General features: G+C 67.5%; 19 protein-coding genes and 1 pseudogene. 12 read left to right on the top strand and 8 right to left on the bottom strand.

Annotation, left to right across the window (positions count from 1 at the left end; all coding sequences use genetic code 11):
* Nucleotides 1-66: 66 nt before the first annotated feature.
* From IPK20_16590 to IPK20_16575, 4 genes are all read left to right on the top strand, one after another.
* The gene (locus IPK20_16590; GenBank protein MBK8018178.1) at nucleotides 67-1737 is read left to right on the top strand and encodes a biotin/lipoyl-binding protein; all 1671 of its coding nucleotides are present in this window, start codon (nucleotides 67-69) and stop codon (nucleotides 1735-1737) included.
* A 14-nt stretch (nucleotides 1738-1751) separates the two neighbouring features.
* On the top strand, nucleotides 1752-2804 hold the full coding sequence (ltaE, locus tag IPK20_16585) for a low-specificity L-threonine aldolase (protein MBK8018177.1): 1053 nt from the start codon (nucleotides 1752-1754) through the stop codon (nucleotides 2802-2804).
* Nucleotides 2805-2817: 13 nt separating this feature from the next.
* Nucleotides 2818-3330, top strand: a complete 513-nt coding sequence (locus IPK20_16580) for a hypothetical protein (GenBank protein MBK8018176.1) — start codon at nucleotides 2818-2820, stop codon at nucleotides 3328-3330.
* Between the two features lie 84 nt (nucleotides 3331-3414).
* Entirely contained in the window at nucleotides 3415-4380 is a 966-nt protein-coding gene (locus tag IPK20_16575; protein ID MBK8018175.1) for an SUMF1/EgtB/PvdO family nonheme iron enzyme, read from the top strand.
* Between the two features lie 45 nt (nucleotides 4381-4425).
* On the opposite strand, the gene IPK20_16570 is transcribed toward IPK20_16575, so the two are convergent.
* Nucleotides 4426-5583: a putative C-S lyase gene (locus IPK20_16570; GenBank protein ID MBK8018174.1), complete on the bottom strand. Its 1158-nt coding sequence runs from the start codon at nucleotides 5581-5583 to the stop codon at nucleotides 4426-4428.
* A gap of 5 nt (nucleotides 5584-5588) precedes the next feature.
* Nucleotides 5589-9047, bottom strand: coding sequence for a transcription-repair coupling factor (mfd, locus tag IPK20_16565; protein MBK8018173.1), 3459 nt, complete (start codon nucleotides 9045-9047; stop codon nucleotides 5589-5591).
* Nucleotides 9048-9124: 77 nt separating this feature from the next.
* Between mfd and IPK20_16560 the strand changes: the two genes are divergently transcribed.
* The 6 genes from IPK20_16560 to IPK20_16535 all read left to right on the top strand — a co-directional run bounded on the left by IPK20_16560 (nucleotide 9125) and on the right by IPK20_16535 (nucleotide 14278).
* The gene (locus IPK20_16560; GenBank protein ID MBK8018172.1) at nucleotides 9125-9832 is read left to right on the top strand and encodes a 2-C-methyl-D-erythritol 4-phosphate cytidylyltransferase; all 708 of its coding nucleotides are present in this window, start codon (nucleotides 9125-9127) and stop codon (nucleotides 9830-9832) included.
* Nucleotides 9833-9835: 3 nt separating this feature from the next.
* Nucleotides 9836-10345 (top strand): 2-C-methyl-D-erythritol 2,4-cyclodiphosphate synthase, encoded by a 510-nt coding sequence (locus tag IPK20_16555; GenBank protein MBK8018171.1) that lies wholly within the window; start codon nucleotides 9836-9838, stop codon nucleotides 10343-10345.
* Entirely contained in the window at nucleotides 10320-10892 is a 573-nt protein-coding gene (gene thpR, locus IPK20_16550; protein MBK8018170.1) for an RNA 2',3'-cyclic phosphodiesterase, read from the top strand. The genes IPK20_16555 and thpR overlap by 26 nt, the downstream gene beginning before the upstream one ends.
* Nucleotides 10893-10903: 11 nt before the next feature.
* Nucleotides 10904-12112, top strand: coding sequence for a mandelate racemase/muconate lactonizing enzyme family protein (locus tag IPK20_16545; protein MBK8018169.1), 1209 nt, complete (start codon nucleotides 10904-10906; stop codon nucleotides 12110-12112).
* 76 nt (nucleotides 12113-12188) lie between these two features.
* Nucleotides 12189-13130 carry an N-acetyl-gamma-glutamyl-phosphate reductase gene (gene argC / locus IPK20_16540; GenBank protein ID MBK8018168.1) on the top strand — a complete coding sequence of 314 codons (942 nt, stop codon included), beginning with the start codon at nucleotides 12189-12191 and terminating at the stop codon, nucleotides 13128-13130.
* 11 nt (nucleotides 13131-13141) lie between these two features.
* Complete coding sequence (locus tag IPK20_16535; protein MBK8018167.1) at nucleotides 13142-14278, top strand: alpha/beta fold hydrolase; 1137 nt, start codon at nucleotides 13142-13144, stop codon at nucleotides 14276-14278.
* 52 nt (nucleotides 14279-14330) lie between these two features.
* Here the strand turns inward: IPK20_16535 and pssA are convergent, their stop codons facing one another.
* A complete protein-coding gene (pssA, locus tag IPK20_16530) occupies nucleotides 14331-14951 on the bottom strand; it encodes a CDP-diacylglycerol--serine O-phosphatidyltransferase (GenBank protein MBK8018166.1) in 621 nt (206 codons plus the stop codon).
* A 71-nt stretch (nucleotides 14952-15022) separates the two neighbouring features.
* Entirely contained in the window at nucleotides 15023-15871 is an 849-nt protein-coding gene (locus IPK20_16525) for a hypothetical protein (protein MBK8018165.1), read from the bottom strand.
* Between the two features lie 377 nt (nucleotides 15872-16248).
* Between IPK20_16525 and IPK20_16520 the strand changes: the two genes are divergently transcribed.
* The gene (locus tag IPK20_16520; GenBank protein MBK8018164.1) at nucleotides 16249-16800 is read left to right on the top strand and encodes a flavin reductase family protein; all 552 of its coding nucleotides are present in this window, start codon (nucleotides 16249-16251) and stop codon (nucleotides 16798-16800) included.
* A 24-nt stretch (nucleotides 16801-16824) separates the two neighbouring features.
* Here the strand turns inward: IPK20_16520 and IPK20_16515 are convergent, their stop codons facing one another.
* From IPK20_16515 to IPK20_16505, 3 genes and pseudogenes are all read right to left on the bottom strand, one after another.
* Nucleotides 16825-17946: an ABC transporter permease gene (locus tag IPK20_16515; GenBank protein MBK8018163.1), complete on the bottom strand. Its 1122-nt coding sequence runs from the start codon at nucleotides 17944-17946 to the stop codon at nucleotides 16825-16827.
* A gap of 1 nt (nucleotide 17947) precedes the next feature.
* A pseudogene (gene rbbA, locus IPK20_16510) lies at nucleotides 17948-20721 on the bottom strand (ribosome-associated ATPase/putative transporter RbbA).
* Complete coding sequence (locus tag IPK20_16505; protein ID MBK8018162.1) at nucleotides 20718-21788, bottom strand: HlyD family efflux transporter periplasmic adaptor subunit; 1071 nt, start codon at nucleotides 21786-21788, stop codon at nucleotides 20718-20720. Before IPK20_16505 ends, rbbA begins: the two are co-directional and overlap by 4 nt.
* Nucleotides 21789-21957: 169 nt before the next feature.
* Between IPK20_16505 and katG the strand changes: the two genes are divergently transcribed.
* Nucleotides 21958-24150: a catalase/peroxidase HPI gene (gene katG / locus IPK20_16500; protein ID MBK8018161.1), complete on the top strand. Its 2193-nt coding sequence runs from the start codon at nucleotides 21958-21960 to the stop codon at nucleotides 24148-24150.
* A 468-nt stretch (nucleotides 24151-24618) separates the two neighbouring features.
* Here katG and IPK20_16495 read toward each other — a convergent pair whose 3' ends face one another.
* Entirely contained in the window at nucleotides 24619-25515 is an 897-nt protein-coding gene (locus IPK20_16495) for a transposase (protein MBK8018160.1), read from the bottom strand.
* Nucleotides 25516-26200 lie beyond the last annotated feature (685 nt).

Below are 26200 nucleotides of genomic sequence, written 5' to 3'. Positions count from 1 at the left end.
CCGAGGCCAGAAGAAAAAGCCGCCCGCTGGGCGGCTTTTTCTTCTGCCAGAACCCTCGATGTCCGCATGGCCATGTGGCTTCAGCTGCTGGCCCTGCGTGTTCCTTCCGCGCGCTCTGCCTTCGTTTTTCGCAAGGGACCCGACTCCGCAGGAGTGTCACGTGTTGCCCATTGGGGCGAGAACACCGAGCCCGCGGAAGCGGAGCACTCGGCGCGCCAGGGGCTCACCCGGGGCATCACCCTGATCCGCTCCGTGGGCAGGCGGTTCCACCTGATCGCCCAGCCCGACCAGTACTCGGACTGGGTGGTCGTGTTCGAATGCGATCCGGTGCAGCCGCGCGAACTCCAGGCCGGGCTCGACGAGCTCCGCTGGGGTGCGGGCTGGCTCGTGGCAAGCGTGGAGCAGGTTGCCGGGCGCGACACCGCGATCGTCGCGAGGCGGCTGGGCACCGCGACCCGCGCGGTCGAGGTCTGCGGGCAGGGCCGTGAGGTCGTGAGTGCTGCCATTGCCCTCGCGGAGTGTCTCGTGGACGCGTTTCCGTCCGCGTTGGTGAGCGTCGGCATCTTTCGCCACGAGGTGCTGTCACTCGGCGCACGCCGGGGGGACGAAGCCGGTACCGGCAACGAAGAAATGGACGTGCGGCGGGAAGCGCTGGTGCGGGCGGCCATCGACCAGGGTCGGGTCCTGATCGCGAGTGCCCTGCCGGAAGTTGCCCCCGCCCTGGACCTGACTGTCGCGCCGGAGCTGGGACCCCGCGTTTGCGCACTGCCTCTGGCAGGTACGGCGGGAAGCGCCGGAGTGCTGTTGTGCGAGCGGTTCGCAGGGCCCGCGTTCACTGCGGAAGAACTCGCGACCCTCGAGCACGTGGCCCTGCTGGTGGGCCCCATCATCGAACTGAAGCCCGTATCGCGTGCCGCAGGCGTCAGCCGGGAGCGGCGGGCGCTGGTGGGCCTGTTCGGCAAGGCCCGCTTCAAGGCGAAGCTCGGCCTCGTGGCCCTGCTGGCGGCCGTGCTCGTGTTGCTCGGGGCAACGGGGGAGTACCAGGCACCGGTGTCCGTGACCGTCGAAGGAACCCCGCCGCGCAAGATCGCCGCCCCGTTCGACGGCAAGCTGGCGGAGGTGCTGGTGCGCACGGGCGACACGGTGCGGCGCGGGCAGGTGATCGCCCGGATGGACGACAGCGAACTGCAGCTCGAGCGCGTGAAACTGGTGGCGGAACGGGACCGGCTGGCGCAACTGGCGCGGGACCTCAAGGACGCCGACGGCGCCGGTTCGTCCGAATCGCTGGCTGCCAAGCGCAAGGACATCGAGATCCGGCTGGCGGTGATCGACGAACGGTTGTCGAAGCTGCAGATCCTGAGCCCGCTGGAGGGCATCGTGCAGGCCGCGCCGATGGCCGGCGGGCCCCGGCTTGCCGTTCAAGGGGATCAGCCGCTGTTCAGCATTGCGCTGCTCGATGGTTACCGGCTTCTCATCGAGGCGTCGTCCGCCGACCAGGAGCTGCTGCGCGAAGGCCAGACCGGCCTGGCGCATTTTGCGGCTTCCGGTACCGCCGTTCCGTTCACGATCACGAAGATCACGGGCCAGGACACCAGCTCCGTCAAGGTGGAAGCACAGACGCAACGGGTGAACACCGAGGTCGGCCCCGGTACCCAGGGCGAGGGCGTGATCGATTTCGGTACGCGCAAGCAGGTGTGGATCTGGTGGCGCAAACTACAATCCGACGTTCGAGGCTGAACCAAGGATTGGGAATGAAGATCATCGATCTGCGCAGCGATACCGTCACCAGACCCACGGCCGGCATGCGCGCGGCCATGGCCGCAGCGGAAGTGGGTGACGACGTTTACGGGGAGGACCCCACCGTCAACCGGCTCGAGTCCCGGGTCGCGGAACTGCTGGGGAAGGAAGCCGCGGTGTATGTCCCGACGGGCACCCAGAGCAACCTCATCGGGCTCATGTCCCACTGCGAAAGGGGAGACGAGTACATCGTCGGGCAGCAGGCCCACACCTACAAGTACGAAGGCGGAGGGGCGGCCGTTCTCGGCAGCATCCAGCCCCAGCCCATCGACAACGAGCCGGACGGCACCCTGGATCTCCAGCGGGTCGCGGCAGCGATCAAGCCCGACGATTCCCATTTCGCGAAGACCCGCCTGCTGGCGCTGGAGAACACGATCGGCGGCAAGGTGCTGCCCACGGCGTATCTGGCCGATGCCGAATCCCTCGCGCGAAGCCGCGGCCTGGGCATGCATCTGGATGGCGCGCGGCTCTTCAACGCGGTCGTGAAACTGGGGGTGCCGGTGAGGGACGTCGTCCGGCACTTCGACACCGTGTCCGTGTGCCTGTCCAAGGGATTGGGAGCACCCGTCGGCTCAGTGCTGGCAGGACCGGCGGCGAACATCGTCCGCGCGCGGCGCTGGCGCAAGGTTCTCGGCGGCGGCATGAGGCAGGCCGGCGTCATGGCGGCCGCAGGACTGTACGCACTCGATCACCATGTCGAACGGCTTGCCGAGGACCACGGCAATGCGCAGCTGCTGGCCGAGCGCCTGGCGGTCATCCCGGGGGTCGGCGTGGATCCGTCCGCGGTGCAGACCAACATGGTGTTCATGAGCATCCCTGCCTCGCTGCATGCGGCGTTCAAGGACAGCCTCGCGAAGCGCGGCATGATGGTCTCCACCGGTCCCACGATCCGGCTCGTCACGCATCTGGACGTCACGCGCGATGACATGCTGGCGTTCGCGTCCGCCGTCGCACAGTTCATGCAGGAGAGCGTTCCCGCCGGTTCGCGCGCAGGCGCGCGGGTCTGACAGCGCCGGACCCATGGGAGACGGGCGCTGTCGGCAGGCACTGACAAGGCGTGACCTCCAGCGGCTTGCCGCCATCGCGAAGCGCAGCCGTACCGAACTGCTGCGCTTGAATGCCGGCCTTGGGCTTCTTTATGGCCGGCGCTTCCTGTGTTCGGTCCTCGCGGGTGACGCGGGGGACCATTTCATCAACGGTCTCACGGGCTTCGAGGGCTTCGAGGTCTGGTGTTTCTTCGCACGGCATCCCGAGGCGCCGTTCCCGACGCACCGCCACAGCCGCGAGGACTTCGGCGAATCCCGCTTCGGTCCCGATCCTGCCTTGCCCGAGACGTTCGTGGGGCGTGCGGTCGACGTTCAGGGACGCAGCATCGACGGCGCTCCCGGAGAGGATCCGCTGCGCCTGCTGACGGAGTATCTGCGCAGCAAGGCTACGCCGACAGCGCGGGAACTGGCCGCCCAGACGCTCGTGGTGATCGAACCGGAGCCGCTCCTCGGTTTCCACGCCTGGCCCGCGCTTGCGCTGCGCTGAACCTCCCGCCGGCGACCGCCGACGGTTCGCTGGTCCTGCTCTTGCTCGAGAGCGGGCGGTCCCGATTCACCTGCCTGTCACACCATGCATGTCCCGCTCATGCGCCGCTTCCGGCGGCAATTCCTGACCCTGGGCGTTGGTGCCGTTGTGGTTGCCGTGGCCTTTGCGCAGACCGGTAAGCCCGCGAAGCCGGTCGCCGCGGGACAGCCTGCCGGCCGGACGGTACCGTCGGCCGTGTCCCAACCACGCAGTCCGGGCGTCGAGTTCCGGGACTGTGACTTCTGTCCTCTGATGGTGGTGGTGCCTCCGGGCAGTTTCCGCATGGGGTCTCCCCGAACGGGAGACGGAGCGGGGGCGGAGGAGGGCCCCCAGCACAACGTCACGATCGGGTACGGTCTGGCGGTGGGCAAGTTCGAAGTCACGCTTGCCGAATGGAAGACGTGCGTCGATCAGGAGGCCTGCACTGCTCCGCAGAAACCCAGTTACTACGCGGCGTCCGACCCTCGCCAGCCGGCCTACGACCTGGACTGGAACGCGGCCAGGAAGTACGTGCAATGGCTTGCCGCCCGGAGCGGAAAGCCCTACCGGCTGCTGACCGAGGCCGAGTGGGAATACGTGGCCCGCGCCGGCTCGGACACGGCCAGACCGTGGGGCGACTCGGCGGATCAGGCATGCCTGTACGCGAACGTGGCGAACGCCTCGAGCATCCGCGAGACGTGGTGGAAGAAGGAATGGGCCGCCCCGCATGCCTGCGAGGATGGTCATGCGAGCGGCACGGCGCCCGTCGGCAGCTACCGCCCCAACCGCTTCGGCGTGCACGACATGCTGGGCAACGTGTGGGAGTGGGTGGAAGACTGCTACGTGGATTCGTATGCGGGCGCGCCGGCCAACGGATCGGCCGTTCAGAGAAGCGCATGCGAGAGGCGCGTGGTTCGTGGCGGCAGCTGGGTCAGATTTCCCAGACACGTGCGTTCCGCGCACCGCAATCGCGGCGATCCCGCCGTGAAGGGGGACGATCTCGGCTTCAGGGTGGCGCTGACGCTGCCTTGAGGCCGTACGGTCAGAGGGGGGTGCCGCGCATGCCTGCGGGGATGGTCATGCGGGCGAGAGGACCGCTCTCTCCATGCGCTCCAGGGCATTCTCCAGCACGGAGCGCGGGCAGCCGAAGTTGAGTCGCAGAAAGCCCGGTGCACCGAAGTCCGCGCCGTCGTAGAGCCCCACACCCGCCGATTCGAAGAAGCGCGCGCAATTCTCGATACCGCTGCCACGGCAGTCGATCCAGGCCAGATAGGTGGCCTCGGCATGGTGCACGCGAAAACCCGGCAATGCGCCGATGCGCCGTTCCACCAGAGCGAGATTGGCCCGGAGATAGTCGATCAACGCGAGCCGCCAAGGCTCGCCGTCGCGGTACGCCGCGAGTGTCGCCCACAGGCCGATCGTCATGGGACGGTGGACGATGCCGCGCATCACGTCCGCGATACGGCGGCGCAGGGAAGCATCGGCAACGATAGCGAATGCGGTGCCCAGGCCGGGCAGGTTGAAGGTCTTCGACGCCGCCATCAGCGTGACGGTCTTCGCCGCAATTTCCGGCGAGAGCGATGCGATGGGCACGTGCTTCCTGTCCGGGTCCAGGACGAGGCCGCAATGGATCTCGTCGGAGCAGACGACGAGATTGCGGCGCAGACACACGTCGGCCAGCCCATGCAGTTCCTCCCGCGAGTACACCCGCCCGACGGGGTTGTGCGGATTGCACAGCAGCAGCAGTCGCGAGGCCGGCGTCAGCGCTCGTTCGAGCACAGCGGCGGAGAACGACGCACGACCGTTCTCCTCCACGAGCGGCACGCGCACGCACCCGCGCCGGGCGTTGCCCGGCGCACTGAGGAACGGCGGATAGATCGGAGTCGCAGTGACGATGTCGTCACCGGGTTCTCCCACTGCCCGCGCCACGATGTTGAGGCCCGATACCAGCCCGGGAACCCAGACGAACCAATCGGGATCCGGTGTCCAGCCATAGGCGGCCTGCAGTCTCGCGACAATCGCCTCCACCAGTTCCGGCCCCGGTTCCACGTAGCCGAACACGCCGTGGTCCACGCGGCGCCTGAGCGCATCGACGATGGCGGGCGCCGAGCGGAAGTCCATGTCCGCCACCCACATCGGGATGACGTCGCGGCCGCGATAGCGATCCCACTTGAGGCTCCACGTTCCCCCGCGATCGACGATCGTGTCGAAGTCGAACTCGGGGCGCGTGGACATGGCGGTCAGGCTGCCTTGGCGGGGGCTTCGAGGTCGCGAAGAATCTCCCGCACGCGGACGATGCGCATGGCGACCTCCGTGAGCTTCGATTCGACGCGCAGCCTGTCCGGACCGGACAGACGCCAACCCTTGCGGCTCTGGATGAGCCGGATGATGTGCGCGGGTTCCACCGGCGGGTCCGGCTTGAACGTGACCACGATGGCTTCCGGCGCCGCATCGATCCGCACCACGCCCAGCGGTTCGGCCACCACCCTCAGCCGGTGCGTTTCCACCAGCGCCTTCGCCGCGTCCGGCAGGCGGCCGAACCGGTCTACCAGTTCCTCCATCATGCGCTCCAGCTCCTCGAGCTTCTCGCAGTTCGCCAGGCGCTTGTAGAGCACCAGCCGCTCGTGCACATCTGCGCAGTAGTCGGCCGGCAGCAGGGCCGGCGTGTGCAGGTTGATCTCGACGGTGGCGTGCAGCGGTCCTTCCAGATCCGGCTCGCGTCCGTTCTTGAGCGATTTCACCGCATGGTTGAGCATGTCGATGTAGAGGCTGAATCCCACCTGCTGCATCTCGCCGCTCTGCGATTCGCCCAGGACCTCGCCGGCGCCGCGGATCTCGAGGTCGTGCATGGCGAGATAGAACCCGGACCCGAGTTCGTCCATGAGCTGGATCGCTTCCAGCCGCTTCTTCGCCTGCGACGTGACGGCTTCCTCGTCGGGCGTCAGCAGGTACGCGTAGGCCTGGTGGTGCGAACGGCCGACACGTCCGCGCAGCTGGTGCAGCTGGGCCAGCCCGAAGCGGTCCGCCCGGTTGATGATGATGGTGTTGGCCGACGGCACGTCGATGCCGGTCTCGATGATCGTCGTGCACAGGAGCACGTTGAAGCGGCTCTGATAGAAGTCGCGCATCGCGTGTTCGAGTTCCCGCTCGGGCATCTGCCCGTGCGCGACGCGCAAGCGCGCTTCGGGCAGCAGGGCGCCCAGTTTGGCTTCCCAGTTGCCGATCGTTTCGACCTCGTTGTGCAGGAAGTACACCTGCCCGCCGCGCTTGAGTTCGCGCAACACGGCCTCGCGCACCAGGCCGTCGGAGAATCGCGACACGAACGTCTTGATCGCAAGCCGCTTCTGCGGTGCCGTGGCGATCACGGAGAAATCGCGCAGGCCTTCGAGCGACATGGCGAGCGTGCGCGGAATGGGCGTGGCGGTGAGCGTCAGCACGTCGACCTCGGCGCGGAGCTGCTTGAGACGTTCCTTCTGCCGCACGCCGAACCGGTGCTCCTCGTCGATGATGACGAGGCCGAGATTCTTGAACTTGACGTCCTGCGACAGCAGCTTGTGCGTGCCGATCACGATGTCGACGCCGCCTTCCTCGATGCCCTTCAAGGCGGCGGCGGACTCCTTCGCGGAGCGGAACCGCGACAGCTCCGCGAGCTTGACCGGCCAGGGTGCGAACCGGTCCGAGAAATTCTGGAAGTGCTGCTCCGCGAGCAACGTGGTCGGGACCAGCACGGCGACCTGCTTGCCATCCGCGACAGCGACGAACGTGGCACGCAGCGCCACCTCCGTCTTGCCGAATCCCACGTCGCCGCAGATCAGGCGGTCCATGGGCTTGCCCGATTGCAGGTCCTGCACGACAGCCTCGATCGCCAATGCCTGGTCGACGGTCTCCTCGAACGGAAAGCCTGCCCGGAACGCTTCGTAGTCGTGGTGCTTCACGCTGAACGCATGGCCTTGCCGCGCGGCGCGCTGGGCGTAGAGGTGCAGCAATTCCGCCGCCGTGTCGCGCACCTGCTTCGCCGCCTTGCGGCGCGCCTTCTGCCAGTCGCCGCTGCCCAGCTTGTGCAGGGGAACGGACTCGGGCGACGCGCCCGCGTAGCGGCCGATCACGCGCAGCTGCGACACCGGAACGTACAGCTTGTCGCCGCCGTCGTACTCGAGCGTGAGCAGTTCCGCGGGACCGTCTCCCAGATCCATGGTCACCAGCCCGAGATAGCGGCCGATGCCGTGGCTTTCGTGAACGACCGGGTCGCCCACCTTGACCTCCGAGAGGTCGCGCAGCACGTTCTCGGCGGAGGTCCGCTTCTCCCGTTCACGCGCGGTACGGCTGCGGTTCGAGGCGGCGTAGAGCTCCGTCTCGGTGACCAGCGCCATCCCCGCGGAAGGCACCGCGAACCCGTCGAACACGGGCGAGACCGTCAGGGCCAGCGGCTGGGTCCCCGCGGCGAAGGCGGAGTAATCGTCGACCAGCACCGGTTCCAGCCCATATTCCCCCAGCAGTTCCAGCATCGTCTCGCGCCGGCCCGGGCTTTCCGCGGCGAGCAGCACCCGCCCGCCGAACTCTCCCAGGTAGCGTTTGAAGGCTGCGAGAGGATCCTGGGCACGCCGGTCGACGGCCAGGGCGGGCAGCGGGGTCACGCCGGCCTTGGTGTCCGTCGCCTCGCGGTGCAGATCGATCCGCGAGAACGGCTTCACGGACGAGAAGAACTCGTCCTCGCGCAGGTACAGGGCAGTGGGCGGAAGGATGGGCTGCTGCGAATCTCCCCGCAGCAGGTCGTAGCGTGACTGGGTGTCGCGCCAGAACGCGGCGATGGCTTCGCCCAGGTCGCCCTGCGTGGCGAAGAGCGTGTTCTCGGGCAGATAGTCGGCGAGGATCGCCGTGTCCTCGAAGAACAGGGGCAGGTAGTACTCGATGCCCGGGGGCACGCCGCCCGCGCCCATGTCCTTGTACAGCCGACGCTTGGATGGGTCGCCTTCGAACTCTTCCCGGAAGCGCCGGCGGAACAGTGTCCGGCCTGCTTCGTCGAGCGGGAACTCGCGAGCCGGCAGGAGCCGCACGTCGTTCACCTTGTACAGGCTGCGCTGGGTATCGACGTCGAAGGTGCGGATGGATTCGATCTCGTCGTCGAACAGATCGATCCTGTAGGGCACCGCCGAGCCCATGGGAAAGACGTCGATGAGCCCGCCGCGATAGCTGAACTCGCCCGGCGCGACAACCTGCGAGACGTTGGAATATCCCGCCATCGCGAGCTGCGCCCGGAACGACTCCGGGTCGAAGCGGGATCCTTGCCGGAAGAAGAAGGTGTATGCCGACAGGTAGGCCCGCGGTGGCAGCCGCATGAGCGCCGTCGTCACCGGGACGATCACCGCGTCGACCTGCCCTTGCGCGAGCAGATAGAGCGTCTCGAGGCGCTCGGAGACCAGGTCCTGATGCGGGGAGAAGCTGTCGTAGGGCAGGGTTTCCCAGTCCGGCAGGACATGGACCTTGAGGGCCGGCGCGAACCAGCGCATCTCCGCGGCGATGCGCTGCGCATCGGTCGCGGTCGCGGTGACCGCGGCAAGCGGACGATGGCGGGCGGCGAGTTCGGCCAGCGCCAGCGAGTCGGATGAGCCGGGGAGGGGACCGGCCGCAAGGCGGTGTCCCCTCGGGGGAACGGATAGGGAAAGCAACATCGTCGAGGGTGGAGTGCGAAGCGCGGGCATTATAGGCCGGGGTTTCGCGCGACCCGCGCCCGGCCCGGTCCGTCGCCGTGCGATGCCATGCTAATCTGCCGCCCGTGATCAACGAACGCCCGCTTCCCGTCATCGCTCTCGTGCCCGCCGCCGGATCGGGCAGCCGCCTGGGTCACGCACTTCCCAAGCAGTACGTGCCGGTCGGAGACAGGCCCTTGATCCACCACACCCTGGCGCGTCTTGCCTCCCATTCGCGCATCGACCGGGTTGTCGTGGTCCTGTCGGCCGACGATTCGCGGTTCGACACCGAGGATGGCGCAGCGATGCCCGGCAAGCTCGAAGTGCTCCGGACGGGCGGCGCGACGAGGGCGGAGACGGTGAGAAACGGACTGCGCGCGTTGAGCGGCGCCACCGACAGCCGGGCCTGGATTCTCGTGCACGACGCGGCGCGGCCCTGCGTCACTCACGGCCTCATCGACCGCATGCTTCACGAACTCGAAGACGATCCCGTGGGCGGAATCGCGGCCCTGCCCGTGGCGGACACGCTGAAGCGTGCCGATGCGGACCGGCGGATCGCCGGCACGGTCGTCCGCACGGGCCTGTGGGCGGCGCAGACGCCCCAGATGTTCAGGCTCGGTCCTCTCCTGGCGGCGCTGGAGGCCGCCGATCCGGCGCACATCACGGACGAGGCGGGTGCCATGGAGGCCGCCGGGCACCGGCCCCGTCTGGTGGAAGGCGACGCGACGAACATCAAGGTCACCTATGCACGCGACGTTGCGCTCGCCGCGCGCTTTCTCGAGCAGGACGGTCTCTGAATCATGCACACGCTGCGCATCGGCCAGGGCTTCGACGTGCACGCTCTCGTTGCCGGCCGGCCGCTCATCCTGGGCGGCGTCACCATTCCCTTCGATCGGGGGCTGCTGGGACATTCCGATGCCGATGCGTTGTTGCACGCGCTGTGCGATGCGCTCCTGGGAGCCGCGGCACTGGGCGACATCGGCCGCCACTTTCCCGACACCGATCCCGCGTTCAGCGGAGCCGACAGCCGCATGCTTCTGCGCGAGGTCGCCGCGAGAGTGCGGGCCGCGGGCTATGTCGTCGGCAACGTGGATGCCACGATCATCGCGCAGGCGCCGAAAATGGCGCCGCACATTCCGGCGATGGTCGCCAACATCGCCGCCGACCTGGGAATCGCCCGGGATTGCGTCAACGTGAAGGCCAAGACCACGGAGAAGCTGGGCTTCACCGGGCGTGGCGAGGGGATCGCCACGGAGGCCATCGCCCTGCTGCAGGCCGCGCCCCATGAGCGCGAGTCCGGGCGCGCCTGAGAGCGAAGCGGTCCGCTGCTTCTTCGCGCTCTGGCCGCCGGCGGGGGCCATGGAGGCCCTGGGCCGGCAGGCGGCCTCGCTGGCGCGCGAACTGGGCGGTCGACGCACGCGCAACGAATCGATCCACCTCACGCTCGCCTTTCTCGGCGACGTGTCACCCGCGGCGATCGCCCGCCTCTCCGAGGTTCCGCCGGACATTCCCGTCGCGCCGTTCGAACTGGTCGTGGACCGCCTGGGCGCCTGGAACCACAACGGCATCGGTTGGGCGGCGCCGTCGGCGATTCCCGGACCGCTGATGCGGCTCGAGCGGCGTCTGTCCCGCTGGCTGGCACAGGAGGGGTTCGAACTGGACGCGCGGCCCTTTCGTCCCCACGTCACGCTGGTTCGGCGGGCGACGGGCCGGAAGGCGGAATGCGGCTTCGAGCCGGTGCACTGGCCCGTGACGGAGTTCGTGCTCGTGAGATCCGACCGCGACGCGGCGGGCCCGGTGTACCGGATTGTTTCCCGGACGGCGTTGCCGCCCGCCAATACAGAGAACGACACTTGACGGAGGAGTTCATGAAGATAAGAGATCTCGAATTGCTGGCGTGCGATGCCGGATGGCGCAACTACCATTTCGTGAAGGTCACGACCGAGGACGGCATCGTGGGCTGGAGCGAATACGACGAAGGCTTCGGCGCCCCGGGGGTCGGCGCGGTCATCGACCGGCTGAAACCGCGTGTCATCGGCCAATCCGTCTTCGCGCACGAGCGGATCTACGCCGAGCTGTACTGCGCCACCCGGCCGGCGGCCGGCGGCGTGGTCGCGCTGGCGATGGGCGCCATCGAGAACGCGCTGCTGGATGCCAAGGCCAAGGCGCTGGGGGTGCCGGTCTACGAACTGCTCGGCGGCAAGGTGCGGGACCGCATTCGCGTGTACTGGTCGCACTGTGCAACGTGGCGCATCAACCATCCCGCGCACTACAGCCCGGCCATCACCGATCTCGACGGCGTGAAGGCCATCGGCCGCGAAGCGCGGGACAAGGGTTTCACCGCGCTCAAGACCAACATCTTCGAGTACGGTCCGGACGGGCGCATCGTGCGCGGCTGGCGGCCCGGCTTCGGCGTGCCCTTCGCGCCGGAGATCAACGTGGAAAAGGCCGTCCTTCGCAACATCGTCACGCATCTCGAAGCGCTGCGCGACGGTGCGGGACCGGACATGGATCTGCTTCTGGACCTCAACTTCAATGCCAAGACCGAGGGCTACCTGCGGATCCTGCGGGCCATCGCGCCGCTGGACATGTTCTGGGTGGAGATCGACAGCTACAGCCCCGAGGCGCTCGGGTTCATCCGCCGGCAGAGTCCGCATCCGGTGAGTTCCTGCGAAACGTTGCTGGGCCTGCGCGAATTCCTGCCCTATTTCCGCGAGCAGGCCATGGATGTGGCGATCATCGATACGCCCTGGAACGGCGTCTGGCAGTCCATGAAGATCGCCGCCGCGGCCGAAGCGCACGAGATGAACGTCGCGCCGCACAACTTCTACGGGCATCTTTGCACCATGATGAACGCGCACTTCTGCGCGGCCGTGCCCAACCTGCGGATCATGGAAACGGACATCGACCGCATTGCCTGGGACCACGAGCTGTTCACGCATCTGCCGGAGTTCGTCGACGGCCATCTGGTGATGCCCGACCGGCCGGGCTGGGGAACGGAACCGATCGAGGAAGCGCTCCGCGCCCACCCCCCGAAAGGTGCCACGGGGCTGCTCAACTACGGCCGCAAGACCTGACCGGCCGAGGTTTACCGCCCGGGCGGATTGCGCGACACTGACCGGCCCGGGCATCCGCCCCGCAGGAAGCTGCACCATGACCTTCAAAGTTTTCGTCGACGGACTGGAGGGCACCACAGGCCTTCGCATCCACGAATATCTGGCGCGCCGCCCCGATGTCACGCTGCTCAGGATCGATCCGGAGCGCCGCAAGGACACCGAGGCGCGACGCGCACTGATCAACGCCTCCGATGTGACGTTCCTGTGCCTGCCCGACGACGCAGCCCGGGAGTCGGTGGGCCTGGTCGAGAACCCTGCGACCTGTGTCATCGATGCATCCACCGCGCACCGGACGGCACCGGGCTGGGCGTTCGGACTGCCCGAACTGGACGGGCAGCAGCGCGCGCGTCTGCGCGAGGCGAAGCGCATCGCCAACCCGGGGTGCCACGCCACGGCCTTCATACTGCTGGTCAGGCCGCTGGTCGCCGGCGGCGTGCTGTCCGCGTCCGCGACCATCGCGGCCCACTCGATCACCGGCTATTCGGGCGGTGGCAAGAAGATGATCGAGCAGTACGAGAAGGCCGGAGGCTCGCTCGATGCTCCGCGCCCCTACGCCCTCGGGCTCGCGCACAAGCATCTGCCGGAGATGCGAACGCACACGGGGCTTGCCGAGCCACCCATCTTCGTGCCCATCGTGGGGCCCTTCTACAAGGGACTCGCGGTGACTGTCTATCTCGATCCGCGGCGGCTTGCCAGATCCATGACCGCCAAGGCGCTGCGCGACGAGCTGGCCCGCTACTACGAGGGCGAGCGGTTCATCGAGGTTGCGCCGTTCGCGAACGACGCCAACACCGACGGCGGGTTCTTCGACGTGCAGGGTGCCAACGACACCAACCGCGTGGACGTCTTCGTGTTCGGGAACGACGAGCGGGTCGTGCTGATGGCACGCCTCGACAACCTCGGCAAGGGCGCCTCGGGCGCCGCAGTGCAGAGCATGAACGTACACCTCGGTGTCGACGAGACGCTGGGTCTGGTCTGAGACGTCCCCCCATGACCCACACGTTTGCGCCGCTGCCTCTTCCCGAGGGAATCCGTTCGCGCCACGTGCCGAGCGGGACGGGGCTCGACATGCACGTGCTCGAAGCCGGCTGGGAAGGGGAGGGCCGCCCCTGCGTGCTGCTCCTGCACGGCTTTCCGGAGCTGGCCTACAGCTGGCGGAAGGTCATGCTTCCCCTGGCGGCTGCCGGCTTCCATGTGGTCGCGCCGGACCAGCGCGGCTACGGGCGCACGACCGGATGGGACCCCGGCTACGACGGTCCGCTGGAGCCGTTCCGGCTGCTGGGCATCGTGCGCGATGCACTGGGGCTGCTGGACGCGATGGGCGTGCGGCATGTTGCTGCAGTGGTCGGGCACGACTTCGGCTCGCCCGTCGCGGCGTGGTGTGCGCTGACGCGGCCGGATGTCTTCCGCTCCGTGGTGCTCATGAGCGCGCCGTTCGATGGAACGCCGCGCTTCCCGTCCCCTGGCACGCAGACGGCCGTGGACGTGCATGCCGCCCTGGCGGCCCTGCCGCGGCCCCGCAAGCATTACCAGTGGTACTACTCCACGCGCGAGGCCGATGCTCAGATGTGCCGTTGCGCGCAGGGTGTCCACGATTTCCTTCGAGCCTATTACCACGTGAAGAGCGCGGACTGGGCGGAGAACCGTCCTCACCGGTTGCGGGCGTGGGACGCGGACGAACTGGCGAAGCTCCCCACCTATTACGTGATGGACTTCGATCAGGACATGGCCCGGACCGTGGCTCCCCACATGCCCACGGCGGCGCAGATCGCGGCCTGCCGGTGGCTGCCGGAAGCGGAACTTCGCGTCTACAGCGCGGAGTACCAGCGCACCGGCTTCCAGGGCGGTCTGCAGTGGTACCGGTGCCGCACGCAGGCGGGCGAGTCCGACGAACTGCTGCTCTATTCGGGCAGGACGATCGACGTGCCGTCGATGTTCGTCGCCGGCGCCTCCGACTGGGGCGTCTACCAGAAGCCGGGCGCCTACGAAGCGATGCTCGACGGTGCGTGTTCGCGAATGACGGCGTCGCACCTCGTCGCAGGCGCCGGGCACTGGATTCAGCAGGAACAACCCGAGGCGGTCACCGATCTGCTGCTGCGCTTCCTGCAGGACCGGCGAAGGGGCTGAAGTCCCTCCCGCCGGATGTGATCCCGGGGGCTTGCCGGCAGCGCCGCACCGATCACGGCTTGGGAATGCGGATCGTGCTGATCATGAGGCTGCCAGAGAGGGCGAACAGCAGCGACAGCGGATGCAGCACCCCGGGTCCGATCGTGACGGCACCGCCCCACAACGCCTCGCCGATGTTGCCGGTCCATGCCGCCGCAGCGAGCAGAAGCGCCAGCACGACCGACGTCGGGATGGGAGTGCCTTCGAAATAGCGCACCTTGCCGTCGTCGCCGGCCAGGTCTGCGGCTGTCACGTTGAAGCGCGCAAGCCGGGATGCGCCGCAGGCCACGAAGAACAGCAGCACCACGCGATCCCACAGACCGTTCATCCCGGCTGCGTAGGCGATGGCGGCCGGAGCGGCGCCGAACGAGATCACGTCGGCGAGGGAATCGAGTTCGCGCCCCAGCGCGGAGTTCTGGTGCCGCCAGCGCGCCACCTTGCCGTCCAGCACGTCCAGCACCAGGGCGACGACAACCAGTCCGCAGGCGAGCGTCAGGACGCTGCGGTCCGAGGGCATTTGAAGGTAGGCCATGGCCGAGAAGATCGCACCCATGCCGAAGACGGCATTGCCCACAGTGATCCAATCCGCCAGATGGAAGCTGCGGATCATCGAGAAACGGCGCGGTCTGTTCATTCTCCTGGGGTCTCCGGTGCGTTGCCGGACCCATGGTGCCATGGTCCGCAGGGCATGGCGTCCCCCGAAGATCACGGCATGCCCGTGGCGGGCGTGGGCACGCGCGCAGGTTGCCAGCGTGCGCGGATCGGAGGAATGCGGATCATCGCGATCGAGACCCACACGCCGGCGGAGAAGTAGAGCGAAAGCCAGATGGCATCGTGGCGCCAGACGCTCCATTCGCGGGAAATCGCGCAGCGCTGGAGCACGAATGCCAGACCTTCCTGCAGGGACCGTCCCTGCACGCCCTGCGCCAGGTCGTTGTGCCAGCGGGAAAGCCACAGCGGAACATCGACCGTCACCATGTACGCAAGGTATGCCGCGAGGACGGCCAGAGCGCCCGCCGAAAGGAGACGCCCCGGAGCGTCGAGCCGGCGCATCCCAAGGGCCAGGGCCAGCGCGATCAACGCAGCGGCGACCGCCCACAGCGAGTTCTCGACCGCGTTGAGCAGGTAGTCGTGTTCCAGGACGGCGCGCCAGGAAGAGACCTCCGCAAGGCCGATGACCGGCAGCAGTGTCTTGCCGAGGGCGCTCACGGCCCTGTCTCCCGTGACCTGCCCCACGCGTGCGACCACCAGCGCCCACTGCGCGGCAAAGCACAGCTCCGCCACCGTCGCCACCGAACGTCCCACGACGATGCGGGACAGCGGCGTGTCGTGGAGGGCAATGCCGGGAACGTCCAGCATGGGCAGGGCGGACCGGAAGGCGCAGCCGAGCACGTACCCCAGCGAAAGCCACAGCAGCGGCTGGGTCAAACGGGAATCGGCCGCGAGGCCCTGGGGACGGGCGACCGCGCGCGCCGTGGAAAGCCACATCGCCATGTTCACCACGGCAATGGCACAGAGGACCCACCACCAGACCATCGAAGCGAGAGATGCCATGCAAGTGCTCCAGAGCAGGGGCGCCATCGGCGCCGGTCCGGCCTTCTCAGCGGCCGGTGGGGGCTGCAGGGGCAAGGGGCGGGCCCGGCTCTTCTGCCCTGAGACCCGGCGACCGGAGGAGCGGTGCGCCGAGGGCCGCGCGGCCACACGCCCCGGGACGGATTCCTCGACCGGTTGGAGTGTCGCGGGACCGCGAGATTCCCCGATTGCCGCAAGCCGTTCCGGAAAAGGCCCGACGGGTGGGCACGAACCGCAGTCGAGCGGAGCACCCGCGATGGCGGGTCACGACGCGAGGCGGCGGGATTCTCCTTCGAACGTGTACATTGGCCAGACCGGCTCCGGCGTTCCGCCCGGAGCATCGACGGAGCCTCCCTCCCATGGCCCAAGACCGCCGCAAGACCTCCCTCCCGCTCCACGAAGTCCGGCGTTACCTCGAGCCCGGCCCCATCGTACTCGTTTCGTCCGCCTGGAAGGGCGAACGCAATCTCATGACCCTGGGCTGGCATACCGTGATGGAGTTCACGCCGTCGCTCGTGGGCTGCATCATTTCGTCCGCCAATCACAGCCACGAGCTCATCCGGCGCAGCCGGGAATGCGTGATCAACCTGCCGACGACCGCCCTCATCGACCAGGTGGTCGGCGTCGGCACCACCAGCGGTGCCGACATCGACAAGTTCGAGCGCTTCGGGCTAACGGCGGAACCCGCGGAGAAAGTGGGCGCGCCGGTGGTCCGCGAATGCCACGCCCACTTCGAATGCAGGCTGGCAGACGCCCGTCTGGTGAAGAAATACGACTTCTTCATCTGGGAGGTCGTGAACGCGCGCGTGGCGGCGCGTCCCGCGCATCCCGAGACGCTCCACTACAAGGGCGATGGTACCTTCATGGCGGCGGGACGAATCCTCCATCGGAGACGGGCCGGGCTGATCTGACCGAGGCGCCCGATCGGGAGAGCTTCAGGCCATCGACGCCAGCGTGCGCCGGAACCGCGCGAGGGAAAAGCTGCACAAGGCCGCGCCGATCACCGCCAGCGCCGCAAACTGCGGCCACATTACCGAGAAACCGGCGCCTCGATACAGGATGGCCTGGGCCAGCGTGACGAAGTGCGTCGTCGGCGCGGCGAGCATGATCGTGCGAACGATGGCCGGCATGCTCTCGCGCGGCGTCATGCCGCCGGAGAGGATCTCCATGGGCAGCAGCACCAGAAGGATCAGCAGGCCGAACTGCGGCATCGATCGCGCGACGGTCCCGAGGAAGATGCCCATGGACGTGGTGGCGAACAGGTGCAGCGACGTCGCCGCCAGGAAGAGCGCGACCGAGCCTTCGATGGGCACCTCCAGCAGACCCTGGGTGACGAGCGTCAGCGACAGGGCAGTGGCGATCAGGACGACCAGTCCCATGGACCACAGCTTCGCCGCCATGATCTCCAGCGGTGTCACCGGCATGGCCAGGAGGTGCTCGACGGTGCCGTGTTCGCGCTCGCGGATGAGCGCGGCGCCGGTGAGCACGATGGAGAGCATCGTGATGTTGTTGATGGTTTCCATCACGGCACCGAACCAGGACTGGTTGCCGGCCGGGTTGAAGCGCATGCGCTGGGCAAGTTCCACCGGGGCGGCGGTCACGACGTCGTGGCCGGCGAGGAACGCCGCCGATTCCCGCGTGACGATGGACTGGATGTACGCGCTGCCGGTGAATGCCTGACTCATCCGCGTCGCGTCGACATTGAGCTGGAGCGACGGACTCCGGCCGGCCAGCGCATCCCGCTGGAAATCGGGCGGGATGTCCAGCGCGAAGGTGTCGAGTCCCGCGTCCATGCGGGCGTCCATCCGTTCCCGCGTGATGATCGAGGGAGGGAGAAAGTACGGGGGATAGAACGCATCGATGATCCGCTGCGACAGCGCCGAGCGGTCCTCGTCCACCACGGCGATGGAGGCCTTGTGGAGCGTTTCCGGAATGGCCGTCGCAGCGGCGTAGATCGCCAACGAGAACGCGTGGGCGATCAGCACCAGCATCACCGGATCCCGCGCGAGGCTGCGCAGTTCCTTGATGCCCAGGTGCAGGATGTTGGCGGCGCGCACGTCAGCGATCCTGCTTGCGGAGCAGGATCGCGCCCAGCGCGATCAGGGACGGACCGGCAACGGCGAGTGGCCAGAACGAGCCCTGCAGATCGGCGAACCCGAGCGCCTTGGAGAAGGTGCCCCGGGCGATGGTGAGGAAGTGCGCCGTGGGGTACACCTGTCCGATGAACGCCCCCACGCCTTCGAGCGAGGAGACCGGATTGATCATGCCCGAGAACTGCACGGCGGGCAGCAGCGTGAGCACCGCCGTGCCGAAGATCGCGGCGACCTGGCTTCGCACGAATGCCGAGATGACGAGGCCCAGCCCCGTGGCCGCGATCACGTAAAGAAACGCCGCGAGCGTGAGCGCCGCGAAACTGCCTTTGAGCGGGACGCGGAACAGGAAGATCGTCACTGCGGTGAGCAGCAGGAAATTGAGCAGGGCCAGCCCGATGTAGGGAAGCTGCTTGCCCAGCAGGAACTCGAGCTGCGTGACCGGCGTGACGTACAGATTCACGATGGAACCCAGCTCCTTCTCCCGCACGACGGAGAGCGCCGTGAGCATGGACGGGATCAGCATCAGCAGCAGGGGGATCACGGCCGGCGCCATGGCGGGGAGGCTCTTCACGTCCGGGTTGTAGCGGAAGCGCGTCTCGACATTGACGGCGGCGGCCGGCACGCCCGTGGTTTCAGCGGCCTTGGCGGTCAGCCATTGGTAGTGCATCCCCTGAACGTAGCCCTGCACCGTTTCCGCCCGCTGGGGCATGGCGCCATCGATCCAGGCGCCGATCTGCGCGGGCGTTCCACGCGCGACGTCGCGGGCGAAGCCGGGCGGGATCTCGATGGCCAGGCTGAGCTGTCCCTCGCGCATGCGCCGGTCGAGATCCTCGTAGTCGCGCAGTGGCGGCTGTTCCAGGAAATAGCGGGAGCCGGACAGGTTGAGCGCGTAGTCCCGGCTCGTGGCGGTGCCGTCGCGGTCGAGCACCGCGAACGTGAGATTCTCCACGTCCATGCTCACGCCGTAGGCGAGCACCAGCATGAGAATGACGCTGCCCACCCCGGCGAGGGTCAGGCGGATGGGGTCCCGTACCAGTTCCAGGGCTTCCCGGCGGGTGTAGCTCAGCAGTCGACGCAGGTCGGGCAGGAGCCGGCGGCGTGGCGGGCGGGCGGGCAGCGGTGGCGCGACGGCGTCGCCCGCGGGGGGCGGGGGCGCGGCGGCCACCGTCTCGCCGGTGGCGTCTTCGAGGTATGCGACGAAGGCTTCTTCCAGCGATGTCACGCCACGGGCTTCGATCAGCGCCGCCGGCGTGTCGCTCACCAGCACGCGGCCCGCGTGCATGAGCGAGATCCGGTCGCAACGCTCCGCCTCGTTCATGAAGTGGGTCGAGATGAAGATCGTCACGTTGTCCCGCCGCGACAGCTCCAGCATGATCCGCCAGAACTCGTCGCGCGCGACGGGATCCACGCCGGACGTGGGTTCGTCGAGGATCAGCATCTCGGGCCCGTGGATCATCGCCACGGCCAGCGACAGCCGCTGCCGGTGTCCGAGCGGCAGGTCGCCGGGCAGCGAGTCCATCACGTCCGCGAGGCCGAAGCGCTCGCCCATCTCCCCGATGCGCGCGGCAAGGGTCCCGGAGGGAACGCCGAACAGACGCGCGTGCAGCGCGAGGTTCTGCTGCACGGTGAGATCGCCGAAGAGCGAGAACGACTGGGTCATGTAGCCCACCCGCCGGCGGGTGTCGAGATCGTGCGCGTTGACCGGATGCCCCAGCAGGAACGCCTGGCCTTCGCTCGCCGGCAGCAGGCCCGTGAGCATCTTCATCGTGGTCGTCTTGCCGCAGCCGTTGGAACCGAGGAAGCCGAAGATCTCGCCGCGGCGGATGCGGAAGCTCACGTCGTCCACCGCGACGAAATCGCCGAAAGCGCATGGTGAGGTGCTGCGCCTCGATGGCGACATCGGCTTCGGTGCTTCCGGCGTGGGGTTCGATGACGAGCGGCCGATGCTTCGCGCGAAGCGGTTCGGGCAGCAGCCGGACGAAGGCATCTTCCAGACTGCGGGTCCCCGTGCGCTCCAGGAGATCCGATGGCGGGCCGCTCGCCAGTACCTGGCCGGCGTGCATGGCGACCAGCCAGTCGAATCGGGCAACCTCCTCCATGTAGGCCGTGGCGACGAGCACGCCGATGCCGGGCCGCTGCGAACGGATGCGGTCCACGAGCGCCCAGAACTGGCGGCGCGACAGCGGGTCGACGCCCGTGGTGGGTTCGTCGAGGATGAGCAGATCCGGATCGTGGACGAGGGCGCAGCACAGTCCCAGCTTCTGCTTCATGCCGCCCGACAGCTTGCCGGCATGGCGGGATGCGAAAGGGGCGAGGCCGGTGGCTTCCAGCAGTTCGCCTATGCGCCGCTTGCGCTCCGTATGGCCGTGGCCGTACAGGCGCGCGAAGAAGTCCACGTTGTCGTGCACGGACAGTGTCGGGTACAGATTGCGGCCCAGGCCCTGCGGCATGTAGGCAATCCGCGGGCAGACGGCGGCGCGATGACGGGCGCTGCGCATGTCCCCGCCCAGCACGCGCACTTCGCCGGACGAGACTGCGCGCGCCGGCGATCAGGGACAGCAGCGATGATTTGCCGACACCGTCCGGCCCGATGAAGGCGACCATCTTCCGGGCGGGAATGTCCAGGGTGATGCCGTCCAGCGCCACCTTGCTCCGGTAGCGAAGGCCGAGGTCGCGCAGCGAGGCGACCGGCGCCGGCCCGGTGACCGGCGTCCCGGCGGGCGCCTGCGTGTGCGTCATCGAGGCAGGCGGACTTGAAGCTTCTCCGGCCATTCGCGCGCCGGATCGGTCCGCACGTACGCCACGCCCGGCAGGCCGGTCTTCACACGCGTGATGTACTTGCGCAGCAACTCCGGATCGATCTGCGCGCGGACACGGAACATGAGCTTCTCGCGCTCGCTCGCGGTCTCCACCGTCTTGGGTGTGAACTGCGCCTCTGAGGCGACGAACGAGATGCGGGCGGGGATCACGTACTCGGGCGCGGCATCCAGGACGAGCCGCGCCTCGGCGCCGATCGGGAGCTTGCCTGCCTGCGCGGTGGACAGGAAGAAGGTCATGTAGACGTCGGTGAGATCCAGCATGTTGATCACGCGGGCGCCGGCGCCGACGACCTCCCCGGGTTGCACGACCACGTATTGCACGCGGCCGTCCCGCGGCGCCTTGAGGGCGGTGTCGTCGAGTTCCACCTGGACGCGGTCGATGGCGGCCTGCGCGGCGGCTTCCCCTGACCTGGCCCCCGATACCTGCGACCTGGCGCTCGCGATGGCCGCTTCGGCCGAGGCCACCTGGGCCTTGGCGGCGTCGAGGGCTGCGCGGGCGGCCTCCAGGCGCGCGCGGTCGTCGTCCACCACCTTGTCGGAGACGAAGCCTTGCTGGGCGAGCGCCTTGGTGCGCGAGAGCTGCGTGGCGGCGGCATTCGCCTCCACCTTGCGCTGCGCCACGGCGGCCAGAGTGGCGGCGCGTTCGCTCTCGCGTTGTGCCTGCTGGCTCTGCACGGTCGACACGCCGCTGCGAGCCTGTTCCAGCTGGGCCTGGGCCTGCTTGCGCTGGGCGTCGAGAACGTCCGTTTCGAGCACCGCGAGCACCTGGCCGGATTTCACGAATTCGCCTTCCGCGACCTTCACCTCGATCACACGGCCCGCGACGCGGGTGGCGACGTCGATCTCCACGGCCTCGATGCGGCCGTTGCCGCTGGCGATGCCGTCGTTGTCGCGGTCCTTCTGCCAGCGTTGCCAGGCGAACTGGGCGAGGGCCGCCACGATGGCCACGGCGGCGGCCGCCATCACCCACTTGCGGGAGAGTTTCATTCGAGGGGCGGGCTCCTGGTGGATCGACACCTCGATGCTAGCGGCAATCCGCGACGCGGAACAGGCGCGAAAGGATTTTCCTATCGGGCCCATACGGGAACGGTATTGGATGGATCCGGAGCGTCCGCCTAGCCTTGGAATCGTCGTCAACCGAAGGAGGAACAGAACAATGTCCGACAAAGCCAAGTGTCCGTTCGCCGCCGCGCATGGGGGCCGCACGACCGCCGGCGCTCGCACCAACCGGGACTGGTGGCCCCACCGGCTGGATCTCAAGGTTCTGCACCAGCATTCCGCCAAGTCGAATCCCATGGGTGAGCAGTTCGACTACGCGCAGGAGTTCGGCAAGCTGGACTACGCTGCGCTGAAGCGGGATCTCCACGCACTGATGACAGATTCGCAGGAGTGGTGGCCGGCCGACTGGGGCCACTACGGCCCGCTGTTCATCCGCATGGCCTGGCACAGCGCCGGAACCTACCGTGTGTCCGACGGACGCGGCGGGGCAGGGACCGGCAACCAGCGTTTCGCACCGATCAACAGCTGGCCCGACAACGGCAATCTCGACAAGGCGCGACGCCTCCTCTGGCCGGTCAAGAAGAAGTACGGCCGGCGAATCTCCTGGGCGGATCTGATGATTCTCGCAGGCAACTGTGCGCTGGAGTCCATGGGGTTCAAGACCTTCGGATTCGCCGGCGGCCGCGTGGACATCTGGGAACCGGAGGAGGAGATCAACTGGGGCGCGGAGGCCGAATGGCTGGGCGACAAGCGCTACACCGGCGACCGCATGCTGGACAACCCGCTCGCGGCGGTCCAGATGGGTCTCATCTATGTGAACCCCGAAGGACCGAACGGCAATCCCGATCCGGTGGCATCGGGGCGCGACGTGAGGGAGACCTTTGCGCGCATGGCAATGGACGATGAAGAAACGGTGGCGCTCGTCGCCGGCGGGCACACGTTCGGCAAGGCGCACGGAGCGGGCGATCCCAAGCTGGTCGGCGCGGAGCCGGAAGGGGCGGCGCTCGAGGAAATGGGGCTCGGCTGGAAGAACGCGTTCGGGTCAGGCAAGGGAGTGCACACCACCACGAGCGGCATCGAAGGGGCGTGGAAGCCCAATCCGACACGATGGGACAACGGCTACTTCGACATGCTTTTCGGCTACGAGTGGGAATGCGTGAAGAGCCCGGCCGGTGCCTGGCAGTGGCTGGCGAAGGACGTGGCAGAGAAGGACATGATTCCCGATGCGCACGACCCCTCGAAGAGGCACCGGCCCATGATGACCACGGCGGATCTTTCGCTGCGATTCGATCCGGCGTACGAGAAGATCTCGCGGCGCTTCCACCAGGATCCCGAGGCGTTCGCCGATGCGTTCGCGCGAGCCTGGTTCAAGCTGACCCACCGCGACATGGGGCCGCGAGCGCGGTACCTCGGGCCGGAGGTGCCGTCGGAAGTTCTCGCCTGGCAGGACCCCGTTCCGGTCGTGGATCACCCGTTGGTGGACGCACAGGACATCGCGGCACTCAAGAAGCAGGTGCTGGCGTCGGGACTTTCGGTGGCTCAACTCGTGACGACGGCGTGGGCATCGGCGTCGAGTTTCCGCGGGTCCGACAAGCGGGGCGGCGCAAACGGAGCGCGCATCCGTCTGGCGCCGCAGAAGGACTGGGAGGTCAATCAGCCCGCCGAGCTGGAGAAGGTGCTGCGTGTGCTGGATTCCGTGCGCGAAAAGTTCAATGCCGCGCAGAAGGACGGCAAACGGATCTCGTTGGCGGATCTCATCGTGCTGGCCGGTTCGGCCGGCGTGGAGGTGGCGGCCTCGAAGGCGGGTCATGAGGTGGTGGTTCCCTTCACACCGGGAAGAACCGATGCGACACAGGATCAGACCGATGTCGCCTCGTTTTCCGTGATGGAGCCGGCCGCCGATGGATTCCGCAACTACCGGCGGGCGGAGGTGGGGACGCCTGCCGAGGAACTGCTCGTGGATCGTGCGCAACTGCTGACGCTGACCGCGCCCCAGATGACGGTGCTCGTGGGCGGGTTGCGCGTGATCGGGGCGAACCACGGCAACGCCTCGCACGGCGTGTTCACGCACTCGCCCGGCAGCCTCACGAACGATTTCTTCGTGAACCTGCTGGACATGGATACCCTTTGGGCGCCGTCTGGAGAAACATCCGGCGTCTACGAAGGCAGGAGCCGCGCGTCAGGCCAGCTGAAGTGGACTGGCACACGCGCGGATCTGGTGTTCGGATCGAACTCGGAGTTGCGCGCGATTGCCGAGGTCTATGCGAGCGACGATGCGAAGGAGAAGTTCGTGCAGGACTTCGTCGCCGCCTGGGTCAAGGTGATGAACCTGGACCGCTACGACGTGTGATGGTGCAAGACCTGACCCCAACATCGCAACATCGGGGTCAGGTCTTGCATTTTGCCTCCCGCTCGGTGCGTTCGGCAGCATGGGAACGATCGTCTCTGTATACGGTACCCGACGCGATTTCAAACGTTCGCCTTCCGGTCGGCTGCAGCGTCTACGTTTCCGGAAAACCCGCTACTCGCGCCCTCCTAGAGAGCGAGAAGCGCGAACATGGAAACGAGTCCCACCCAATAGAGAAAGCGGTTTCTGGCGAAGTACAGCGCCAGTGTCGCAACCAGCAGTGCAGCCCCCGGCGAACAGCAGCTGAAGGAACCAAGAATATCCTTCGTAGCCCGACGGACCCGCAGCGGCCATTCGGAGCGCAGAACGTCCGAGCAGCACGCCCGCGATTCCGAAGATGGTCGCGATTGCGAGACTTGCAGGTGTCGATAGTCTGAAGCCTTCGTCGGGTCTGATCATGGCTGCGATCCGTCAGACATCTGTTGTTGCATCGTTGCGTTCTGCCGCCGCGATCAACCGGCTGACGCGGGACACGGACAAGCCCAGTTCGTGGGCGATGGCGGTCATTGTCATCCCGCCGTCGCGATAGGCGCGCCGCAGACCTTCTTCACGGCTTCCCGCTTCATCGATCCAGGCCCGAAGCTGCCGTGGCCGCGCTCTCTGCGCTCTTGGCACCTCGCGCCGGGTTCCGCTGCCGGCGGGGGGCGTGGACAGCATCCCTCGCATCCTGTCCACGAATCGCTCACTACCCAGGAAGATCTGCTGCCGCAGGCCGTCCTTCCACAATCCGGCATCCTGTTCGGCGAATTTCTCGACCAGCAAGGCGTACTTTCGACCAGCCGCAACGCGGTCGCGTGCCGACTCCGGCGCGCGCTCCAGCAGATAGCCATGCAGCCCATCCGTATCGAGCCAGACGGGGGGCTGTGCGTCTCCCACGTGCGCCCGGTAGCTGGACCACTCCCAGTCACCTGCGGAACGGACCTTCTTCGCTGCCACCGGGTTGCGCTCCACGTAACGGCACAGCGACAGCAGATAGGCGTCGCGGTCCACCAGGATCGCCTTGAAACGGCCCTGAAAAAGATGGCCCACGAGATCGTGCCGCCGGTTGAAGTACTGGGTGTAGACGCCGTTCAGGTGCCGCATCAGCCGGGACAGATTCGCCTGGCGGGTGTGGAGCACGAGGTGGTAGTGATTGCCCATGAGGCAGTACGCGAGTACTTGCGCGTCGAAGCGCTCCATGGCCTGGCCGAGAATGTCCAGGAAGACTCGCCGGTCGTCCGCGATGCGGAAAATTTCTTCCTTCCGGTCGCCACGCGACGTCACGTGGTAGACGGCGCCGGGGAATTCGATGCGAAGGGGACGGGCCATGCGGCGATTGTCCGCCGAGCGGAGGCAAAAGGCAAGACCTGACCCCGGTGGGGACCCGATGGGTGACCCCGATGGGAGGGGTTGCGCGGATCGTCCAATGTGTGGCACATTTTCCCGCGTGTGACGAAGTCCCACAAATGTCGCTGACGGACGACATCGAGGACGCCCGCGCGGACCCACTGAACCTTCCCTGAGTTCGGCGCCGTGCTCCATGGATGTGTCGCACCGCGTCGCCCCGCGAATCGGTGGCATCGCGCACTCCTACAGGCTGCACCGTTCATTGGTGGGGCGGGCCGAGCGCCGGGCGTTGTGTCCGGTCACGCTGCCGGTCCGCAATTTCCGGGGAGACGTTGAGTATGGATAACGGGGATAGAGGCACCGCGCCGCTGCGCGGTGGCGGCTGGCTGCGCGCGGCCGGGGGATTGCTGGCCTGTGTGCTTGCGCTCGGTCTGCAGTCAGGCATTCACGCGGACGACAAGAAGCCGGCTTCGTCGGGACAGGGATCGGCCGCCGCGGCTGCCGTCAGCACCCTTGCGGTCACGCCCAACACGCTTTCGATCGTGGTCGGCAAGAAGGCCACGGCGACCATCGCGAATGCGAACGGAACCGTGTCCCTGGTCATCTCTGATCGCAGCGTGGTTCAGGCCACGGTATCGAGAAACGTCCTGACGTTGACGGGCGTCAA

The sequence above is a fragment of the Betaproteobacteria bacterium genome (assembly GCA_016713305.1).
Lineage (GTDB): Bacteria > Pseudomonadota > Gammaproteobacteria > Burkholderiales.
This window is presented reverse-complemented; position numbering and strand designations above follow the sequence as displayed.

Excerpts from the sequence above, each read along its gene's own strand:
- IPK20_16570 (MBK8018174.1), bottom strand. The coding sequence starts at position 5,583 with ATGTCCACGCGCCCCGAGTTCGACTTCGACACGATCGTCGATCGCGGG.
- IPK20_16590 (MBK8018178.1), top strand. The coding sequence starts at position 67 with ATGGCCATGTGGCTTCAGCTGCTGGCCCTGCGTGTTCCTTCCGCGCGC.
- IPK20_16555 (MBK8018171.1), top strand. The coding sequence starts at position 9,836 with ATGCACACGCTGCGCATCGGCCAGGGCTTCGACGTGCACGCTCTCGTT.
- mfd (MBK8018173.1), bottom strand. The coding sequence starts at position 9,047 with ATGCCCGCGCTTCGCACTCCACCCTCGACGATGTTGCTTTCCCTATCC.
- ltaE (MBK8018177.1), top strand. The coding sequence starts at position 1,752 with ATGAAGATCATCGATCTGCGCAGCGATACCGTCACCAGACCCACGGCC.
- katG (MBK8018161.1), top strand. The coding sequence starts at position 21,958 with ATGTCCGACAAAGCCAAGTGTCCGTTCGCCGCCGCGCATGGGGGCCGC.
- IPK20_16520 (MBK8018164.1), top strand. The coding sequence starts at position 16,249 with ATGGCCCAAGACCGCCGCAAGACCTCCCTCCCGCTCCACGAAGTCCGG.
- IPK20_16545 (MBK8018169.1), top strand. The coding sequence starts at position 10,904 with ATGAAGATAAGAGATCTCGAATTGCTGGCGTGCGATGCCGGATGGCGC.
- IPK20_16535 (MBK8018167.1), top strand. The coding sequence starts at position 13,142 with ATGACCCACACGTTTGCGCCGCTGCCTCTTCCCGAGGGAATCCGTTCG.
- IPK20_16505 (MBK8018162.1), bottom strand. The coding sequence starts at position 21,788 with ATGAAACTCTCCCGCAAGTGGGTGATGGCGGCCGCCGCCGTGGCCATC.
- IPK20_16580 (MBK8018176.1), top strand. The coding sequence starts at position 2,818 with ATGGGAGACGGGCGCTGTCGGCAGGCACTGACAAGGCGTGACCTCCAG.
- pssA (MBK8018166.1), bottom strand. The coding sequence starts at position 14,951 with ATGAACAGACCGCGCCGTTTCTCGATGATCCGCAGCTTCCATCTGGCG.
- IPK20_16495 (MBK8018160.1), bottom strand. The coding sequence starts at position 25,515 with ATGGCCCGTCCCCTTCGCATCGAATTCCCCGGCGCCGTCTACCACGTG.
- IPK20_16525 (MBK8018165.1), bottom strand. The coding sequence starts at position 15,871 with ATGGCATCTCTCGCTTCGATGGTCTGGTGGTGGGTCCTCTGTGCCATT.
- IPK20_16575 (MBK8018175.1), top strand. The coding sequence starts at position 3,415 with ATGCATGTCCCGCTCATGCGCCGCTTCCGGCGGCAATTCCTGACCCTG.
- argC (MBK8018168.1), top strand. The coding sequence starts at position 12,189 with ATGACCTTCAAAGTTTTCGTCGACGGACTGGAGGGCACCACAGGCCTT.
- thpR (MBK8018170.1), top strand. The coding sequence starts at position 10,320 with ATGAGCGCGAGTCCGGGCGCGCCTGAGAGCGAAGCGGTCCGCTGCTTC.